Annotated in this window: 14 protein-coding genes; 4 read left to right on the top strand and 10 right to left on the bottom strand. The window is 70.4% G+C overall.

The features are described 5' to 3' along the window. Positions 1 to 148: 148 nt before the first annotated feature. From xynA to ABT130_RS36150, 5 genes are all read right to left on the bottom strand, one after another. Entirely contained in the window at positions 149 to 1,126 is a 978-nt protein-coding gene (xynA, locus tag ABT130_RS36130) for an endo-1,4-beta-xylanase XynA (RefSeq protein ID WP_350963303.1), read from the bottom strand. 505 nt (positions 1,127 to 1,631) lie between these two features. Continuing rightward, positions 1,632 to 1,940 (bottom strand): winged helix-turn-helix domain-containing protein, encoded by a 309-nt coding sequence (locus ABT130_RS36135; RefSeq protein ID WP_350924973.1) that lies wholly within the window; start codon positions 1,938 to 1,940, stop codon positions 1,632 to 1,634. After that, a complete protein-coding gene (locus tag ABT130_RS36140; RefSeq protein WP_350963306.1) occupies positions 1,937 to 2,422 on the bottom strand; it encodes a hypothetical protein in 486 nt (161 codons plus the stop codon). The genes ABT130_RS36135 and ABT130_RS36140 overlap by 4 nt, the downstream gene beginning before the upstream one ends. 54 nt (positions 2,423 to 2,476) lie before the next feature. Further along, complete coding sequence (locus tag ABT130_RS36145) at positions 2,477 to 2,842, bottom strand: DUF4158 domain-containing protein (RefSeq protein WP_350963309.1); 366 nt, start codon at positions 2,840 to 2,842, stop codon at positions 2,477 to 2,479. A 231-nt stretch (positions 2,843 to 3,073) separates the two neighbouring features. Then, positions 3,074 to 4,207 (bottom strand): epoxide hydrolase family protein, encoded by a 1,134-nt coding sequence (locus ABT130_RS36150; RefSeq protein ID WP_350963311.1) that lies wholly within the window; start codon positions 4,205 to 4,207, stop codon positions 3,074 to 3,076. Between the two features lie 137 nt (positions 4,208 to 4,344). On the opposite strand from ABT130_RS36150, the gene ABT130_RS36155 reads away from it, so the two are divergent. Then, positions 4,345 to 5,328 (top strand): helix-turn-helix transcriptional regulator, encoded by a 984-nt coding sequence (locus ABT130_RS36155; protein ID WP_350963313.1) that lies wholly within the window; start codon positions 4,345 to 4,347, stop codon positions 5,326 to 5,328. Between the two features lie 306 nt (positions 5,329 to 5,634). Here ABT130_RS36155 and argG read toward each other — a convergent pair whose 3' ends face one another. Together argG and bla are read right to left on the bottom strand one after the other, a co-directional pair. Beyond that, positions 5,635 to 7,083, bottom strand: coding sequence for an argininosuccinate synthase (argG, locus tag ABT130_RS36160; protein WP_350924963.1), 1,449 nt, complete (start codon positions 7,081 to 7,083; stop codon positions 5,635 to 5,637). Positions 7,084 to 7,254: 171 nt separating this feature from the next. Further along, positions 7,255 to 8,181, bottom strand: coding sequence for a class A beta-lactamase (bla, locus tag ABT130_RS36165; protein WP_350963316.1), 927 nt, complete (start codon positions 8,179 to 8,181; stop codon positions 7,255 to 7,257). 112 nt (positions 8,182 to 8,293) lie between these two features. On the opposite strand from bla, the gene ABT130_RS36170 reads away from it, so the two are divergent. Both ABT130_RS36170 and ABT130_RS36175 read left to right on the top strand, forming a co-directional pair. Continuing rightward, positions 8,294 to 9,175 (top strand): LysR family transcriptional regulator, encoded by an 882-nt coding sequence (locus ABT130_RS36170; protein WP_350924958.1) that lies wholly within the window; start codon positions 8,294 to 8,296, stop codon positions 9,173 to 9,175. Positions 9,176 to 9,211: 36 nt separating this feature from the next. After that, complete coding sequence (locus ABT130_RS36175; RefSeq protein ID WP_350924956.1) at positions 9,212 to 10,102, top strand: serine hydrolase; 891 nt, start codon at positions 9,212 to 9,214, stop codon at positions 10,100 to 10,102. 154 nt (positions 10,103 to 10,256) lie between these two features. On the opposite strand, the gene ABT130_RS36180 is transcribed toward ABT130_RS36175, so the two are convergent. From ABT130_RS36180 to ABT130_RS36190, 3 genes are read right to left on the bottom strand one after another with little or no spacing between them, the layout of a single operon-like run. Continuing rightward, complete coding sequence (locus ABT130_RS36180) at positions 10,257 to 13,823, bottom strand: condensation domain-containing protein (RefSeq protein ID WP_350963319.1); 3,567 nt, start codon at positions 13,821 to 13,823, stop codon at positions 10,257 to 10,259. Then, on the bottom strand, positions 13,820 to 16,291 hold the full coding sequence (locus ABT130_RS36185) for a non-ribosomal peptide synthetase (RefSeq protein WP_350963322.1): 2,472 nt from the start codon (positions 16,289 to 16,291) through the stop codon (positions 13,820 to 13,822). The genes ABT130_RS36180 and ABT130_RS36185 overlap by 4 nt, the downstream gene beginning before the upstream one ends. Before the next feature lie 56 nt (positions 16,292 to 16,347). Further along, positions 16,348 to 16,551 (bottom strand): MbtH family protein, encoded by a 204-nt coding sequence (locus ABT130_RS36190; protein WP_350963325.1) that lies wholly within the window; start codon positions 16,549 to 16,551, stop codon positions 16,348 to 16,350. Positions 16,552 to 16,671: 120 nt separating this feature from the next. Between ABT130_RS36190 and purF the strand changes: the two genes are divergently transcribed. After that, the gene (gene purF, locus ABT130_RS36195; RefSeq protein ID WP_350963327.1) at positions 16,672 to 18,171 is read left to right on the top strand and encodes an amidophosphoribosyltransferase; all 1,500 of its coding nucleotides are present in this window, start codon (positions 16,672 to 16,674) and stop codon (positions 18,169 to 18,171) included. Positions 18,172 to 18,203 lie beyond the last annotated feature (32 nt).

The raw sequence follows: 18,203 nt of genomic DNA on the forward strand, positions 1-18,203 counted from the left end.
CACAGGCGGTTCTTCTGTTTACCCCCAATCCCCCCCCGCGTCGCCCTGGGGGCGGTGGCCCGCCCCCCAGGCCCCCCCCCCCCCCCCCGGGGGGGGGGGCCCCCCCCCCCCCCCCCGCCACAGGTGTGGTGTTTCGGGTGTTCGGAGATCAGCTCGCGCTGCAGGAGACCGTCGGCCAGGTCGAGTTGCCGTTGCGCTGGATCGTCGCGCCCCAGTTGTTGCCGTTGCCGTTAGGCCTGGCGGTCAGCACCTGGGCGCTGGGGTAGCTCGCGCTGATGTTCCAGGTAGCGATGATCTTCGCTGGGGACGGGACGTTCATCGTCACGGTCCAGTTGCTCGAACCGCTGACCGAGACGTTGAGGTTGTACCGGTCACTCCACTGCTGCCCTGCGGACAGCGACGCGGTGCAGCCACCGCCACCGCCGCCGCCACCGGAAGAGCCGTCCACCGTTACATTGGAGTTTCCGCTGCTTTGATATCCCTCTGTTGCGAGGATCATGTAATCATGGCTGCCCAGATTCATTCCGTAACGGGCCCATGCGTCGAAGTGGTTGCCGCTGGTTATGGTTCCGCCCGTTTTCTTTGACTGCCGGACGCTCCAGTACTGATTGAAGGTTCTGGTGCCTTCGATGGAGGGGGCGTTGATTCGCGTCGTCTGGTAGATGTCGTACGTGCCGCCATCGCTGGTGACCGTGCCCTTGTAGGTTCCGGTGGGCCGGTAAGTGCCCCAGTTGTCGACGATGTAATACTCCACGAGTGGGTTTCTCGTCCACCCGTAGAGAGTCAGATATGCATTGCCGGACGGATTGAAGCTGCCTGAGTAGTTCACGGTCCTGCGTCCGCCGGTGCTCCAGCCCTTACCGGCAACAAAATTCCCGGTATTGCTCCATGAGGTGCTGTAATTGCCGCCGGATCCCAGTTCCATGGAGACCGACCCGGGACTGTCGGTCCAGAACGAATAGAAGTAGCCGTTGTTGGTGCCGGTCTGATTGGAGGTGATGGCCGCGTGGGCGGGGCCGGGCAGCATCGCCACGGCCACGGCCAGCGCTACGGCGCAGGCACGGCCGACGAGCAGCCTGATGCGGCCGCGTCTGCGGCTCTTCGGGCGGGCGGGGGCGTCGTTCATGCGCGTGCTTCCTCCTCGTGAAGGCCGGCCGGGAGGCCGGGCAGCGTGATACGACCCGGCGGGGCTGTCGGTGACCAGGGGGACGGCCACCGCGCGTCGGCGTCGTACACGTGGGGGTTGGCCGGTCGTCGTGCGGTCGACGACCGGAGGAGCAGGTCGCGGCGGGTGACTCGGATCGACAGCGGTTGAGGTCCAACGGCGGCGAAAGTATCGGTGTGATGGCGAAAGTGTCGGTCCGACCCCGCGAGTTGTCAACGACTCCCGAAAGCCTACGAAAGCCTGATCTTGGTCAAGGATTTCTTGAGCAGGCATTACGCCTGTTCAATAGCCCTACTCTGCCCGGCCCAACTCAGGATTGGTTGATGAAACTTTCGGATAGCTTCCGAATCATTCGGCACGCAGCGCAGTGGAGTAGGGCATGATCGCGGCTGGCCTGTCGGCGATCTCGGCGGCCGGGAACACACACGTGCCGCATCCGGCCAACCCGGCCCCCGCGCGTTCTTCCTCAGTCGGGAAGGACCGAGAGGCCGGACCGGGCGACGATGGCCTGGAGCGCGGCGACGTGGCCGGTGTAGGCCGCGCGTCCTTCGCGGGTGAGGCTGAACCACGTCCTCGGGCGCTTGCCGACGTATCCCTTGCGGATCTTCACATAGCCGGCCGCCTCCAGGGCACTCGCGTGTTTGGACAGCACCGAGTCACTGACGCCCAGGTTGTCGCGTACGAAGGCGAACTCGGCCTCCTCGGCGGCGGCCAGCAGGGAGACGATCTGCAGCCGGGTCGGCGCGTGGATCGCCGGGTCGAGTCGCGACGTCATCGCTTCGGCGTCTCCGCCCGCCGAGCGATCCGCGCGGACATCCACCGGGCCAGGAGGGGCGCGGTGACCGCCACGACCACGGTCATGATCACGCCCATGACGGTACGCGGATAGGCGACGCCGAGTTCCTTGAGCCACAACGCCAGCGCGAAGCCCGCGAGACCGGTGGTGATCAGCCAGGCGGTGAAGCCGGCCCATGCCCATGGATCCGTCATGGAGGAGTGCGGGCGCAGGTTCGCGTTCCTGACGTCGATCACGAACTTGAGGACGGCGACGGCGAGGCCGGCTGACAGGGCCGTCACCGCGATCCAGAGCCACCAGGCGGGGGTGATCTCGGTGATGAACTGCATTCCGGTGATGAAGATCCAGACCGTCACCGGATACCAGGCGGGGAACATCGGTGGTGCGGCGCGCAGGACCCTGTGCTGCGTCTCGCGAACCTGAGCCAGCGACCGCGCGGCTTCTTCAGGGGTGATCTCCATGGGCTGCTCCCTCCCTCTTTCCTACTTGGAAAGTACTTTCTAGTTTCCATATCGTCAAGTACTTTCCAGGATGCCGTATGGAGTGGCCGAGCAGCACCCTGCTCCGGATCCCGAACCTGGCGCGGCCTTCGGCCAGCCCGTCGAGCACCGCTTCCAGCGGCATCTCGGACGAAGGAAGTCGACGACCTCGGTCGGCACCCCCACCAGCGGATCGGCCAGGAACCTGCCGATACACCTCGCTGTGGTGAGCTGAATACCGAACCCGAGGCGGTTGTGATCACCTCGCGGCTTCGCCCGCGCCATCAACGTGTGGTCGTCGTCGTCCAGGTAGAAGAACAGTTCAAGATCTGCCTGCGACACCGAAGCGCGGTAGCGACCGTAGGCAGCCGCTTCTTGACCGCTGGGAAACTCCACCGGCATGGTCCGCACCGCAGGACCCCACCGCCACGATACGACCGGTAAGCGATCAGGCCGTTACACAGCGTTCATAGACTCGTCCCGATGGCCGGCGCTGGTAAGTGTTGGTAAGAATCGCGCCACACGCCCCAAATCAAACGGCGTGGCAGCTGGTCACACGCATTCCAGCGTCGGGCCTATAGACCGAGGCGCGGCCGCGTCACCGGGCGTGAGAGACGCGGCCGCGGGCGAAGGTCAGCGGACCTTGCCGAAGAACTCGCGGATGTCGGCGGCGACGTGATCGGGCTGCTCCATGGCGACAAAGTGGTGGCCGCCCGGATTGCCTTCCGGCCAGTGAAGGATGGTGTTGTGCCGTTCGGCGAGCCGGCGGATTCCGGGCGGCCCGCTGTACACGCCGGTCGGCGCCGCCGTCTGACCCTCCGGCCAGCCGAAGCCCGTGCTGTCGTAGTAGGGCCAGGAGGAGGTTCCCAACGTCCCGGTGAGCCAGTAGAGGCTCACGTTGGTGAGGATCAGGTCGCGATCGATCACCTGCTCCGGCGGTTTCGCGGCGGTGGTGAACTCCTTGAACTTCTGCATCATCCAGGCCAGCGCGGCGACCGGAGAGTCGTGCCACCCGTAGGCGAAGGTCTGGGGCGCCGCGCGCAGCAGCCCATGATGGTCCACGCCGCTCATCCAGTCCTGCTTCTGGAGCTGCGCGTAGGCCGCGCGCTCGTCGTCGGTCATCTCGGGAACGTCGTCTTCGGTGGGGAAGCCGAGCCCGCTGATGACATAGACGCCGATCACGTGATCCGGGGCGACCTTGGCGACTTCCGGGGCGACGTACGCGCCGAAGTCCCCGCCCTGGGTGCCGTAGCGGTCGTATCCGAGGCGGCGCATCAGCTCCGCCCAGATCCGCGCCACGCGCGTGGCGTTCCAGCCGGTCTCGCGCGGCGGCGCGGAGAACCCGAAACCGGGCACCGACGGCACGACGACGTGGAACGCCTGAGACGGGTCGCCGCCGTGCGCGCGGGGATCGGTGAGGGGGCCGATGAGGTCGATGAACTCCACGAACGAGTTCGGCCAGCCGTGGGTGAGGATGAGCGGCAGGGCGCCGGGCTCGGGGGAACGCACGTGCAGGAAGTGGATGCCCTGGCCGTCGATCTCGGTCGTGAACTGCGGAAATTCGTTCAGTCGTGCCTCGTGCCGGCGCCAGTCGTACTCGCCGCGCCAGTATTCGGTCAGGTCCTTGAGGTAGCCGGCGGGGACGCCCCGGCTCCACTCCTCGCCGGGAAGTTGCCGGGGCCATCGGGTGCGGGCCAGCCGGTCGCGCAGCTCGTCCAGATCTGCCTGAGGGATATCGATGTGGAAGGGGCGGACCTCGGTGCTCATGACTCTCCTCAGTGGGTGCGCGATACCCCGCCACGTCGTCCCCAGGCGGGCCCGGGTGGTACGTCGCGGTGACGTGATCGAGAGTAGGAACCATCTAGGTCACTTCCTGACCTAGATGGCCGGGCATGATGGACCCCATGAGCGACACCCCCGCACGACTGCTCAAACTGCTGTCCCTGCTGCAGACCCCGCGTGAATGGCCTGGCAGCGAGCTGGCCGAGCGCTTAGGAGTCAGCCCCCGGACGATCCGCCGGGATGTCGATCGCCTGCGCGAGCTGGGTTATCCGGTACGGGCGGCGATGGGGGCGGTGGGCGGCTACCGGCTCGCCGCCGGTAAGGCCATGCCTCCGTTGCTGCTGGACGACGAGGAGGCGGTGGCCATCGCGGTCGGCCTGCGCATGGCGGCCGGGACTCCGGTGGACGGCATGGAGGAGGCGTCCGTGCGGGCCCTGGCCAAGCTGGAGCAGGTGCTGCCGTCCCGGCTGCGGCACCGGGTCGCCGCGCTGGCCGCAGCCCTGGTCTCGATGCTGACCGGGAACGGGCCGAGTGTCGATCCGCAGAACCTGACGGTGCTCGCCGGCGCAGTCGCCCACCGCGAACGCCTGCGGTTCGCCTATCAGACGGGTGACGGGAGCGAGACCAGACGCCTGGTCGAGCCGTACCGCCTGGTGGCGGCCGCACGCCGCTGGTACCTGCTGGCCTACGACAACGATCGCGACGACTGGCGGACCTTCCGCGTCGACCGAATCAGTGATCCGCGGCCGACCGGCGTGCGGGTCCCGCCCCGCGAGCCGCCTGAGCAGGACGCGGCAGCCTTCATCACCGACAAGCTGTACTCGTCGGCACCCACCTACGAGGTGCTGGCGACCCTGCGTCTTCCGGCCGACCAGGTGGTGCAACGGCTCGGCACCGCCCCGGGCGACGTCCAGCCGATCGACGAGCACAGCTGCCGCCTGCACGGGCGCGCCGACACCCTGGAGTGGCTGGCCTCCCGGCTGCTCATGCTCGGCTGCGAGTTCCAGGTGCACGAGCCGCCGGAGCTGCTGGCCTACCTGCGTGCGGCGGGCGCTCGCGCCGTCCGCGCCGCCGGGGTCCCCTTTGACCTGACCAGACCGGCTTAACGTACGAAACGGTTCCGTTGCAGGTCCGCCCCCGAGTCGCGGCCCCGCAAGAGCGAATCCGCCCGCTGGCCGCGAACCCGTATGTCAGGCCGGTGGTCGAGGCCCGCGACGTCGAGGCTCTCGGCCTCGACGTCGCGCACTACCTGCTGGACCTGGACGATCCACGCTGCACCGACCCCGAACCCTTCGCCCGCTGGTACGCGAGAGAGTCCGGCACCGTGCCCGGCGACTCCCCGTTCGCCGCCGACCAGGTCCGCTCGAACCCCTGGGTCGCGTCGTTTCAGAGGTGCCGTAGACGGCGGCGGTTCAGTCGGTGCCGAGTTCCATCGCGGCGCGGTCGAGCATCTCGTCGTCGCCGGAGACCTCGCCACGTGAGGCGATGGCCTCGGCGCCGCCCTGCGGCATCGCGCCGATCAGTCCGGTCGAGGCCGCCTGGGCGGCGCCGACGAGCGCGGCCTGGGTGGTGCCGACCATGCCGAGGCTGGCGTACTGCTCAAGCCTGGCGCGCGAGTCGGCGATGTCGAGGTTGCGCATGGTGAGCTGGCCGATCCGGTCCACCGGGCCGAACGCCGAGTCCTCGGTGCGCTCCATCGACAGCTTGTCCGGGTGGTAGCTGAAGGACGGGCCTGAGGTGTCCAGAATCGAGTAGTCCTCACCGCGCCGCAGTCGCAGCGTCACCTCACCGATGACCGCCGTGCCGACCCAGCGCTGCAGCGACTCTCGCAGCATCAGCGCCTGCGGGTCGAGCCAGCGGCCCTCGTACATCAACCGGCCGAGCCGCCGTCCCTCGGTGTGGTAGCTCGCCAGGGTGTCCTCGTTGTGGATCGCGTTGACCAGCCGTTCGTACGCCGCGTGCAGCAACGCCATCCCGGGCGCCTCGTAGATGCCCCGGCTCTTGGCCTCGATCACCCGGTTCTCGATCTGGTCCGACATGCCCAGGCCGTGCCGTCCGCCGATCGTGTTCGCCTCCATCACCAGGTCGACCGGGGTGGCGAACTCCTTGCCGTTGATCGTCACGGGGCGGCCCTGGTCGAAGCCGATGGTCACGTCCTCGGCGAGGATCTCGACCGTGGGATCCCAGAACCGCACGCCCATGATCGGATCCACGGTCTCGATGCCGTTGTCAAGGTGTTCCAGGGTCTTGGCCTCGTGGGTGGCGCCCCAGATGTTGGCGTCGGTCGAGTAGGCCTTCTCGGCGCTGTCGCGGTAGGGCAGGTCGTGGGCGAGCAGCCACTCCGACATCTCCTTGCGGCCGCCGAGCTCGGACACGAAGTCCGCGTCGAGCCAGGGCTTGTAGATGCGCAGGTGGGGGTTGGCGAGCAGGCCGTACCGGTAGAACCGCTCGATGTCGTTGCCCTTGAACGTCGAGCCGTCGCCCCAGATCTGCACGTCGTCCTCGATCATCGCCCGGACCAGCAGGGTCCCGGTGACGGCACGACCGAGCGGCGTGGTGTTGAAGTAGGCGCGCCCGCCCGAGCGGATGTGGAACGCACCGCAGGTGAGCGCGGCCAGGCCCTCCTCGACCAGCGCCGCACGGCAGTCGACCAGGCGCGCGATCTCGGCGCCGTACGTCACCGCGCGGCCGGGCACCGAGGCGATGTCGGGCTCGTCGTACTGGCCGATGTCGGCGGTGTAGGTGCACGGAACGGCACCCTTGTCGCGCATCCACGCGACGGCGACCGAGGTGTCGAGGCCGCCGGAGAAGGCGATGCCGACGCGCTCGCCGGCGGGCAGGGAGGTGAGAACCTTGGACATAAACAAAAGTATGCACTGCGCTGCATGGTCATGCAAACTCTCGGTCTGCGACTCGCGATCTCACCCGCGGCGGCCGTGGCCACCTGCGCTGTTCACCGAACACCACCCACCCGTGGGAGTACGGACTCCCCGCCCGGCCCGAGCCGGTCAGCGGTCACCCCACCAGGCGCCTCAGAGCTTGCCGAGGCCTCGGGCGAGGATGGTGGCGGTGTCCGCGATCACCTGGTTGTCGAGGACCGCGTCCGCGGCCCTGCCGTTGGTGTAGATCGACATGATGATGGGCGCGGCCGACTTGCCGGGCCAGACGATCGCGATGTCGTTCGCGGCCGCGTACTGCGAGGTCGTGCCGGTCTTGTCGCCGACCTTCCAGGTCTTGGGCAGGCCCGCGCGGATGCGGGCGTCGCCGGTCTGGTTCGCGATCAGCCAGGTGTTCAGCCGCGCCCGGTCCTTGGCGTTGAGGGCCTTTCCTACCGTGACCGCGCGCAGGTCACGGCCCATGGCCGCGGGCGTCGTGGTGTCGCGCCTCTCCTTGGGGTTCCAGTCGTTGAGCTCGGTCTCCCACCGGTCCAGCCGGGAGATCGGGTCCTTCAGCGTCCGGAAGTAGCCGGTCAGGCCGGCCGGGCCGCCGAGCTGCTTGAGCAGCATGTTGCCCGCGGTGTTGTCGCTCCGGGTGATGGCCGCCTCGCACAGCTGCGCGACGGTCAGCCCGTCCTTGACATGATCCTTGGTGATCGGGGAGTTCTCCTTCACCTCGGCATCCGTCCAGCGCACGACCTTGTCCATCAGGCCGGGCTCTGAGGTGCGGGCCTTGTGCAGCACGGCCGCGGCGGCGATCGCCTTGAAGGTGGAGAGCATCGGGAAACTCTCGCCCGCACGATAGGTGACCGTCTTACCGGTGGCGGTGTCGATGGCGTACGCGCCGATGCGGCCCTTGAAGGACGCCTCCAGCGTGCGCAGTTCCTTCCTGGCCTGGTCCTCTCCCGATACCACCTGGGTAACCGGCGAGGCGGCGGACGCGTGGCCTGCCGCGGTGACGCCCATCAGCGGGACGAGCGTGAGTGATGCCAGCACCGAGAGTGCGGCGTGTCGCAGACGCATGGTGATGCCTTCCGGTTGCGGGTTGGATGCGACAGGCAGTCTCACGCCGCCGGTTGATGCGGTCAAAGACGAAAGTGGCGAGTTCTATGCTGAAACGGCATACGATCATCTCGTGGACGTCCTCGGAGCCTGGCGAGCGTTCGTCAATGTGAGCGAGCGAGGGAGCTTCACGGAGGGGGCGGCGGCCACCCGGGTGCCGCAGTCGGTCGCGAGCCGCCGGATCGCCGCCCTGGAGAAGCACCTCGGGGAGCAGTTGTTCGACCGGTCGTCGCGCGGGGCGGTACTCACCCAGTTCGGCCGGGACATGCTTCCGTCGGCGAAGCGTCTCGTCCGCCTGGCCGACGACATGGAGTACGAGGCGGAGCAGGCCAAGCTCAGTCCGCTCCGGCTCGCCGTTCCCGGCATCGTGCCCGTTCGCGACCTGGCACGCCTTGACGCGGAGGCCCGCCAAAAGGGCGTCTACCTGCACTTTCATACTGCCCCACCGGCCGAACGGGCGGAACTCGTCCGCTCTCGCGAGGTCCGCGCCGCCCTCATCGCCGTACCGCCCGGCGACGCGACCTGGTCGGTACGGCTCGGACTCGCCGGCGCCGCGGATCTCCCCGTGCAGACGATCTACATCGAGACGCTCCGCGCCGGCCGCGCCGCGCGGTCGTCACCGAGGCGCCGGATCTGGATCCAGCCCGAGGACGACGTCCCGCACATCCGCGACCCGATGTTCCGGATCCGGGACGCCGTCGGTCTCCAGCCCGCGCAGGTCGGCGTCTCGGCGACGCTCACCTCCGCCGTGGCGGAGGTCCTCGGTTCGGCGGATCTCCTGCTCTGCCCGGTCGGGCAGGCCCAGGAACTGGGGCTACACTGGCGCCCCGTCGGCGAGATCCAACTCGTCCGCGGCTTCGAGGTGTCGGCCGCCGTCGGGAACGACGCGGAGCGCATCCGGACCCGGCTCTGGCACCCGATCGCCCGCTGCCTCGGCGCGTACGACCAGGCATGACCAAGACGGAGGGGCACCATCAAGGTCGAGCAGCTGATGCGACAGCTCCGGCGAGAGCTCGACGACGCCGGACTGAACGGATCGTTCCTGGTCCGGGATCTGCACACCGGTGACGAGATCGGTATCGAGCCGGACCTGGAGTTCCCGATCGCCTCACTCGTCAAGGTCCCGCTCGCCATCGCGACGCTCGAACGCATCCGGAAGGGGGAACTCAACGGCTCCACCCAGATCCTGGTGCGGCCGACCGGGATCACCGTGCCGGGACCGACCGGGCTGGGCAGGTTCCGGCACCCGACCCGGGTCGCCATCGACGACCTGCTCTACCTCAGCATCGCGGTGAGCGACAGCACGGCGGCGGACGCGCTCTTCGCCCTCACCCCGCCCGCCGAGGTCTCGGCGATGCTGCACGGGCTGGGGCTGCACGGCATCGCGATCCGCCACACCGTCCAGGAGCTCATCGAGACTCCGGCGGAACGTCTCGATCCCGGCGAGGTCCACCTCGCCCACTTCCTCGCCATCGAGGCGGGAACGGCCGGGCGGGGGCACCGGGTCCCGCAACTGGACGTGACCCGCGCGAACTCGGGATCCGCGCGGGCCTTCGTCGAACTCCTGCAGGCACTGTGGACCCCGGCTTCGATCAACCCTGGCGTGGCCGAGCGGGTACGGGACCTGATGGCCGACAACCTCCTGCGCCAGAGGCTGACCCCCGATTTCAGCTCCGACGCCTCCAGATGGTCCTCCAAGACCGGAACGCTGCTCAACCTCCGGCACGAGGTCGGCGTCGTCGAGCACACCGACGGCCAGGCCTTCGCCGTCGCCGTACTCACCGAATCCCGCGTACCGGCCATCAGCCAGCCAGGAGCCGAGGCACTCATGGCACAGGTCGCACGAACCCTCCGCGACCGGCTACGACATGACAGGCTGTAGTACGACCCTGCCGACGGGAGCCGCCCAGGTGTCGCATGCCGGGCCAGCTCGAGCGCATGATTAGAGATCTTCGCAAATAAACCGGCAGGGCTTGTGTCAAATTTAATGAATCTTCCTTCGGTACAGCCGATCGCCACATCCGGGTTGCGGTCGGTCAGCTGAGCAGTGCCGAGAGCCTCGTGTCCGGGGCCAGCACGGCACGGGTGAGCAGCGCGGCCACCCGGGCCAGGCGGTCCTCGGCCTCCTTCCGGTCCCAGAGTTCGACGGCGTACTCCAGGTCGAGCACCACCCGCTCCCCCGCCATCCCGGCGTACATCTCCAGCTCGTAGCGGTTGGCCCTGGTGTGCACGTAGTCGAAGCCGACCTCGCAGCCGGCCAGTTCCGGCACCGCGGGGCCGTCGCCCGCCCAGTCGGAGGTCACCTGGAACAGTGGCATCCTGCGCGGGTCGGGGTGGATCTTCAGTGCCCGTACCACCTCGTTGAACGGGGTGCTCTGGTGCGCGTACGCCTCCAGGACGGTCCGGCGCACCCGCCCGGCCAGCTCGGTGAAGTTGGGGTCGCCACCGCAGTCGAGGCGGAGCGCCACCATGTTGACGAAGCAGCCGACCACGCCCTCCAGGCCGGGCAGCGGGCGGTTGTCGGCGGTGGTGCCGATCACCACGTCGTCCTGGCCGCTCCACTGGGCCAGCATCGCGGCGAAGGCGGCGGTCACCAGCATGTAGGGCGTGGCCCTGCTCCGCCTGGCCAGCGCGAGCAGCCGGCGCGAGTCCGCGGGCGGCAGATGATGGGCGATCATCTCGGTGTCGCGGCTCTCCCGCCGCCCGTCGCGCGTCCTGGGCAGGACCAGCTCGGGGGCCTCGCGCAGCCGTTCCCGCCAGAACCGCTCCGAGGCGGCGGCCTCGGGTCCGCCGAGCCAGGCCTGCTCCCAGGCCACGTAGTCGGAGAAGCGCAGGTGCGGTGTGGCGGGCGCGGTGTCGCGGTCGGAGTACAGCCGGCCGAGCTCGCCCACCAGCAGTCCCATCGAGACGCCGTCGGTGACCAGGTGGTGCTGGATGAGCGCGAGGACGTGGTCGCCGTCGCCTAGACGGTAGAGAGTGGCCCGCATCAGGGGGGCGGCGGACAGGTCGAAGCCGCGCTCGGCGTCACGGGCGGTACGGCGGGCCGCCTCCGCCGCCCGCCCGGCCTCGGGCAGGCCGGTGAGGTCCTCGACGGGCAGCTCGACGCGCACCCCGGCGTCGAAGCGCAGCACCGGCACGTCGCCCACCAGCGCCACCCGGGCGCGCAGGTTCTCGTGCCGGGCCACGAGCGCGTCGAGAGCGCCGCGCAGCGCGTCCACATCGAGCGGGCCGCGCACCCGGTAGGTGACGGCGGCGATGAAGTCCCGGGCGTCGCCGCCCGCGAGCTGCTCGTTGATCCAGATCTGCAGCTGCGCGGTGGAAAGCGCGCAGCCGCCTGGCTCCGCGCCGTCCGATACGACCTGCCCGGCGGGCTCGGCGCGGTCCGTGTCGTCAGGCGTCTGCTCCGGCTCCGGTTCCCCGGCCTGTCCCGCGGTGGGGTCCGTGCGACCGGCACCGCCGGTCGTCTGCCCCATCATGGGCTGCCCCGCGCGGTTGGCGCGGCTCGCGTCGGCGAGCGTGTGTTCCAGTGCGGGGTACCTGGCCGCCAGGTAGTCGGCCAGGTCGGCGGGGGTACAGTGCTCGAAGAGGGCCATCAGCGGGACGCGTACGGCGAGCACCGAGGCGATCTCGCGTACCAGCCGGGCCGCCAGCATCGAGTGGCCGCCCAGGGCGAAGAAGTCGTCGTCCGGCTCCACCTCGTCGAGGTTCATGACGCGCGCCCAGATGACGCAGAGTGCGGCCTCCAGGGCGGGCAGCCCGGCCCGCTCGCCGATCTCGGCCGCCTCGGGCAGCAGGGCGGTCCTGATGCGGCCGTCCTCGCCGCGCGGGATGTGGTCGACCGCCACGATGGCGGCGGGCACCATGTACTGCGGCAGCCGCTCGACCAGAACGGTCCGCAGATCGCCGGGCGACTGCTCCGCGACGGCGTAGGCGACCAGCTCCCGTCCCGCGCCGCCCTCGACCGCGATGACCGCGGCGTCGCGTACGGCAGGGTGGGCGCGCAGGACCTCCTCGACGTCCTCCAGTTGCACCTGGAAGGAGCCGAAGCTGACCAGCCGGTCCTCGCGTCCGCGTTCGACCACCCGCCCGTCGGGCCTGCGGGCGGCCAGGCGGCCGGTGTGCCCGTGCTCGCCGGAACGGCGGACCAACTGGCCGACGGCCCCGGCGGGCAGCACATTGCCGTCGGGATCGAGCACGCTCACGTCGCCCTGGGTGAGGGTGGCCCACTCCTCCGGAGAGATCATCGGGATGTCCGAGAGGAGCTGGGCGGGGTCGGCGGCGACCGCCCGCAACACCCGCTCGTAGTGGCGCATCAGGCGGGCGATCGTGGCCTCGTCGAAGAGGGCGTCGTCGTACTCGACGAAGAAGTCGACCCGGTCACCCCGCCGTACCGCCTCTACCGCGACGTCGAAGCGGGACCGGCCGCGCGTCACCTCGACCTCGGCGGCGGGCACGCCGCCGATGGAGCACTCCGCCGCGCCGGCGTCCCACATGGTGAAGACGACCTGCACCAGGGGGGTGTGCCCGGCGTCGCGCTCGGGCTGCAGGAACTCCACGAGCTTCTCGAACGGCACGTACTGGTGGTCGAAGGCGTCGAAGGCGGCCTCGCTGACCGCGTCGGCCAGCTCGGTGAAGGGGACCTCGCCCGCCGGGCGCAGCCGTACCGGCACGATGTTGGCGAAGAAGCCGAGCGCGCCGTCGAACTCGCGTCCGGGACGGCCGGGTGCGCCGGTGCCCAGCACCATGTCGCCGCGTCCGGTGTAGCGGTAGAGGGTGGCGGCGAAGGCGGCCAGCAGCACTGTGAAGAGGGTGCCGCCGACCCGCTCGGCGACCTCGCCGAGCGGGTCGGTCAGGTCACCGGCGAGCGGGAAGCGCTCGCGCCTGCCCGCGCTGTCCCGCCGGCGCGGCCGGGGCCGGTCGGCGGGCAGCTCCAGCACCGTGGGCGCGCCGTCGAGCGCCCGCCGCCAGTGCTCGACGTCGGCGGCCAGGCGGCCGCCGGCGAACTGCTCGCGCTGCCAGCGGGCGAAGTCGCCGTACTGGGCGGGCCGCTCGTCCAGCGGCCCACCCGATGACTCCCCCTGCGACCTGGCCGGGGTCTCGCCCGCCGGCTCGATCGAGGTCCCACCGTGCGGCTCGCTTCGGTAGGCCGCGTCCAGCTCGTCGAGCAGCAGGTTCATCGAGAAGCCGTCGCTGATGATGTGGTGCACCCCGAGCACGAGCGCCTGCCGCTCCGAGCCGAGCGTGACGAGCGAGGCGCGCAGCAGCGGCCCCGAGGCCAGATCGTAGGGGGCCTCGGCGACCTCGCGGGCGTACTCCATGAGCGCCTGCTCGCCGCCGACGGACGCCTCGCGCAGTACGGGGCCCCGCGCCCAGATCGCCTGCACCGGTTCGGTTCCCTGGTAGACGAAGGTGGTGCGCAGCACGTCGTGCCGGGCCACCACCCGCTCCAATGCCCGGCCGAGCCTGGCCGCGTCCAGCGTGCCGTCCAGGACGAGTACCTTCAGTTCGTTGTACGAGCCGTTGCCGGGATCGTCCTGCTCGACGAACCAGAGCTGCTCCTGCAGGTAGGAGAGCGGGGCGGTGCGGACGGGCAGTCCGGTCACGACGCTGTCTCCGTCCTCCTGGCGATCACCCACAGGAAGCGCGACTCCCCGAGCGGTGTCCGCTGTGCCACGACCTCCTCGCGCTCGGGCACCAGGCCCGCCGCGCGCAGTAGTTGAAGGTTCTCCTCGGTGGGGAAGCCGGAGAAGAACATGGTCGAGCCGAACCACTCCTCGATCGCGCCGGGGATGTCCTCGGTCATCAGGGTGGCGAGCAGCAGACCGCCCGGCTTCAGCCAGCGGGCGATGTCGCCCAGCAGGCCGGGCAGTTCCTCACGCGGCAGGTGGGTGAGGGTGTAGATGGACACGACGGCGTCGAAGGCGGCGTCGGGGAACCGCGCCTGGGCCATGTCGGCCTGCACGAGCGTCGCGCCGGGCAGTGTCCTCTCGGCGAGCTTGAGTTGCTCGGCGGAGATGTCGACAGCGGTGAGGGCGTGCGCCTCGGCCAGGCGGCGCGAGGACTCGTGCCCGCCGCCGACGCCCAGCTCCAGCACCGAGCCGCCGGCGGGCAGCATCGCGAGCAGGTGGCCGGTCCACTGCATACGGGGGCCGTCGGAGAACTCCGACTGGAAGGCGGCGTAGCGGTCGGCGATGTCGTCCCAGCCCTCGCGGACGATGTCCTTGAGATCGGAGCGGACCTCTGAGTCGACGGCGTCGGCGACCCCGGCGATGGTGGGCCGGTCGAAGAAGTCGGCGACCGGCACCTCGATGCCGAAGATCGTGCGGACCCGGCCGAGGAGCTGGATGACCTGGATGCTGGTGCCGCCCAGCTCGAAGAAGTGGTCGTGCGGGCCGAGGGAGTCGACGCCGAGCAGCGGTTTCACGATCTCCTCGGCCACCCTGCGCCTGGTCGGCGTCCACTCGGCGCCATCGTCGCTGCCATCGTCGCTGCCGGCGCCGCTGCCGGCGTCGGTGCCGGCGCGTTCCTGTCGGGCCGCGGCCAGGGCGTCGCGGTCGACCTTGCCTGCCGGGGTGAGCGGGATCTCCGGGACGTGGACGAACTCGTTGGGGACCAGCGGGGCCGTCAGCCACCGGGCGGCGGTCTCGCGCAGCTCGGTCACGCCGGGCGGCTCCCCCGTCGTGGAGACGACGTAGGCGATCAGGCGGGCGTCGCCGTCGCCCCGCGCCTCCGCCTCGACCACGGCGTGCGCGACCGCCGGGTGCCTGCGGAGGGTCTGCTCGATCTCCTCCGGCTCGACGCGGACACCGCGTACCTTGACCTGGCGGTCGGCTCGCCCGGCGAAGACCAGCTCGCCGTCGGCGGTCCAGCGCACCAGGTCGCCGGTGCGGTAGAGCCGCTCGCCCGGCGTGGTGGCGAACGGGTCGGGGACGAAGGAGAGCGCGCTCGTGCCGGGACGGTCCAGGTAGCCGCGGCCGAGGCCGGGACCGCCGACGTACAGCTCGCCGACCGTGCCGATCGGGACCGGGCACATCGACGTGTCCAGGGCGTAGGCCCGGTGGTTGGGCATGGCGCGCCCGATGGGCGGTGAGGTGTCCCAGCTTCCCCGGCACTCCTGGGTGATCACGCCGACCGTGGTCTCGGTGGGCCCGTAGCTGTTGACGAACCTGCGCCCGGCCGCCCAGCGGGTGGTGAACTCACCCGAGTAGCTCTCGCCGCCGACCGCGAGCACCCGCAGGTCGGGGAAGTCGCCGGGCTCCAGCAGTCTCAGCATGCCGGGGGTGCCCATGTAGACGGAGATGCGCCGCTCGCGCAGCAGGTCGCGGAAACGCTCGGCGGAGGTACGGGTCTCGGCGGCGGCGACATGCAGGGTGGCCCCCGACAGCAGCGCCCCGAAGGCGTCGAAGGTGGAGACGTCGAAGGCGATCGAGGAGAACTGCACGAGGCGGTCCTGCGGGGAGAGCCCGTACAGGTGCTGGGCGCCCCGGACGAACGCGGTGACCGCGCGGTGCTCGATAAGGACGCCCTTGGGCGTCCCGGTGCTGCCGGAGGTGTACATGACGTAGGCGAGGTTGGCCGGGTGCAGCGGCACCCCGGGATCGTCCTCCTCCCTTCCCGGGTGGTCGTCGACGTTCACCACGAACCACGGGCCCGGCGGCACCTCGGCCTCGGTGGTGGAGTCGGCCAGCACCACGGCGGTGCCGGCGTCGCGCAGGATCGCCTCGACCCGTTCGGGCGGGTTGCCCTCGTCGATCGGGACGTAGGCGCCCCCGGCGGCCAGCGTGCCGAACATGGACACCACCATGCCGGCCGAACGGCGCTGGTAGATGGCGCAGCGGTCCTCAGTGCGCAGGCCGAGGCCGAGCAGGTGCCCGGCCAGCCGGTTGGCGGCGCGGCGCACCTCGTCGTAGCCGAGGGTCGTGCCCTCCTCGTCCGTCAGCGCCGTGGCGGCGGGCGACCTGGCGACCTGGGCGGCGAACCGTTCGACGACGGTCGCCGGCTCGTCGGCCAGCTCGGTGCGGTTCCACTCCTCGACGACCAGGCGCGCGTCGTGCTCCTGGATCGTGTCCATCGGCTCCTCCTTCGGGGACCGTTCCTTCCGGGACTATTCGTCGGTGCGCCCGCGGGTCAGGACCGCTCACCGTCCATCCACCGGCGCAGGCTCAGCGGGCGCATGTCCGTCCAGACCTCCTCGATGTGGGCCAGGCACTCCTCGCGGGTGCCGCTGTGGCCGACACTCCGCCAGCCCTCGGGAATGTCACGGTCGGTCCACCAGATGGAGTACTGCTCCTCGTGATTGCGCACCACCGTGTACTCGACGTCCTCCGACATTCTGGATCTCCTTCGCTTCATTCATCATTCGATAGGGCCTGCCAGCAGAACAATGCCATGGCCAGACAGAAGCGATTTAACGCATTTTTCGGGAAATGTTAGGGTTTTGAAGGGGAGCGTATGTGCGGAATAGTCGGCGTATCCGTTATCGAAGGAACAGCCGGGCAACCGGCCTTCGACGGGCTCGTCACCCTGCAGCACCGCGGCCAGGAGTCCTGGGGCATCGCGGTGGCCTGCCCCGGCGGCGTGCAGGTCCGGCGGGCGCTCGGTTTCGCCTCGCGCTCGGCCTGTGGTGACTCGTCCCACGATGACCCGGCCCGTGACGGCCTCGCGGCCTGGCGAGCCGGGAGAGTGGCGGTCGCCCACACCCGGTACTCCACCACCGGCGCCACGGTGCCGGAGAACTCCCAGCCCTTCGTGCACGAGGCACGGCGCATCGCGCTGGCGCACAACGGGGACCTCGTCAACGCCGCCGAGCTGCGCACCCGGCTCGGCCGCGAGGGGTACGGGTTCCGCTCGACCAGCGACTCCGAGATCATCCTCGCCCTGCTCGCCGACGCGGGCGAGACACCCGGCACGGCACTCGCCTCGGCTCCCGGCCCAAAGGACCGGCACCCCGCGGCCCCCGGCCCGATCGTGGCCGGGGTCGCGCGGGCCACGCGGGTGCTGCGGGGCGCGTACTCGGTGGTGTGCGCCGTCGGCGAGTACCTCGTGGCCTTCCGGGACCCGCACGGCCTGCGCCCCCTGGTGGCGGGGTTCACCGAGGGCAGGGCGGTCGTCGCCTCGGAGACCTGCACCCTCGACGCGCTCGGCTGCACCGAGCAGCGGGAGGTGGAACCGGGTGAGGTGCTGGTGCTGCGCGACGGCCGCCCGATCGGGGCGCACCGCGTGGCGGAGCCCGCCCCGCGCAGCTTCTGCGTCTTCGAGCACCTCTATCTGACCAGGCAGGACTCCAGGATCGGCGGCACCAGAACCGGCGCGACGCGGGTGGCGTTCGGCGAGCGGCTGGCCCTGGAGTCCCCGGTGGACGCCGACCTGGTCGTGGCCGTCCCGGCCTCCGGCGTGCCGGCGGCCCGCGGGTACGCGCGGGCCGCGGGACTGCCGCTGGCCGGGGCGCTGGTCCGTGACGAGCGGGTGGGCAGGACGTTCATCGAGCCCGACCTGCGACGGCGTGAGCGCAGGCTGCGGCGCAAGTTCTCCGTCGGCTCGCCGGTGGACGGGGCCAGGGTCGTGGTGGTCGACGACTCGATGGTGCGCGGGTCCACCATGCGGCGCATCGTCGCGCTGCTGCGCGAGTCGGGGGCGAGCGAGGTGCACGTGCGGATCGCCGCGCCGCCGTTGATCTCGCCCTGCCACTACGGGGTGGACATCGTCGACACCGGTGAGCTGGTGGCGACCGGGCGCGAGATCGAGGAGGTGTGCCGGATCATCGGCGCGACGAGCCTGGCGCATCTGTCGGTGGCGGGCATGCGGCACACGCTCGGGAGCGCGGCGGGCGAGGGCCTCTGCGAGGGGTGCATCACCGGCGACTACCCCACCCGGGTGAACCCGGCGCGCGACAAGTCGAGGCTCGTACCCGCGCGGACCCCGCGGCGCACGGCGGCCGCCCACCTCCGTTGACGGTGCTCAGGGCCGCGCCTAGCCTCCGCCAG

It is taken from the genome of Streptosporangium sp. NPDC001681 (genome assembly GCF_040298085.1).
GTDB lineage: Bacteria > Actinomycetota > Actinomycetes > Streptosporangiales > Streptosporangiaceae > Streptosporangium.

What these genes read in the sequence shown, in the direction of transcription:
- xynA (WP_350963303.1), bottom strand. Translation starts at nt 1,126, where the DNA reads ATGAACGACGCCCCCGCCCGCCCGAAGAGCCGCAGACGCGGCCGCATC.
- ABT130_RS36135 (WP_350924973.1), bottom strand. Translation starts at nt 1,940, where the DNA reads ATGACGTCGCGACTCGACCCGGCGATCCACGCGCCGACCCGGCTGCAG.
- ABT130_RS36140 (WP_350963306.1), bottom strand. Translation starts at nt 2,422, where the DNA reads ATGGAGATCACCCCTGAAGAAGCCGCGCGGTCGCTGGCTCAGGTTCGC.
- ABT130_RS36145 (WP_350963309.1), bottom strand. Translation starts at nt 2,842, where the DNA reads ATGCCGGTGGAGTTTCCCAGCGGTCAAGAAGCGGCTGCCTACGGTCGC.
- ABT130_RS36150 (WP_350963311.1), bottom strand. Translation starts at nt 4,207, where the DNA reads ATGAGCACCGAGGTCCGCCCCTTCCACATCGATATCCCTCAGGCAGAT.
- ABT130_RS36155 (WP_350963313.1), top strand. Translation starts at nt 4,345, where the DNA reads ATGAGCGACACCCCCGCACGACTGCTCAAACTGCTGTCCCTGCTGCAG.
- argG (WP_350924963.1), bottom strand. Translation starts at nt 7,083, where the DNA reads ATGTCCAAGGTTCTCACCTCCCTGCCCGCCGGCGAGCGCGTCGGCATC.
- bla (WP_350963316.1), bottom strand. Translation starts at nt 8,181, where the DNA reads ATGCGTCTGCGACACGCCGCACTCTCGGTGCTGGCATCACTCACGCTC.
- ABT130_RS36175 (WP_350924956.1), top strand. Translation starts at nt 9,212, where the DNA reads ATGCGACAGCTCCGGCGAGAGCTCGACGACGCCGGACTGAACGGATCG.
- ABT130_RS36185 (WP_350963322.1), bottom strand. Translation starts at nt 16,291, where the DNA reads ATGGACACGATCCAGGAGCACGACGCGCGCCTGGTCGTCGAGGAGTGG.
- ABT130_RS36190 (WP_350963325.1), bottom strand. Translation starts at nt 16,551, where the DNA reads ATGTCGGAGGACGTCGAGTACACGGTGGTGCGCAATCACGAGGAGCAG.
- purF (WP_350963327.1), top strand. Translation starts at nt 16,672, where the DNA reads ATGTGCGGAATAGTCGGCGTATCCGTTATCGAAGGAACAGCCGGGCAA.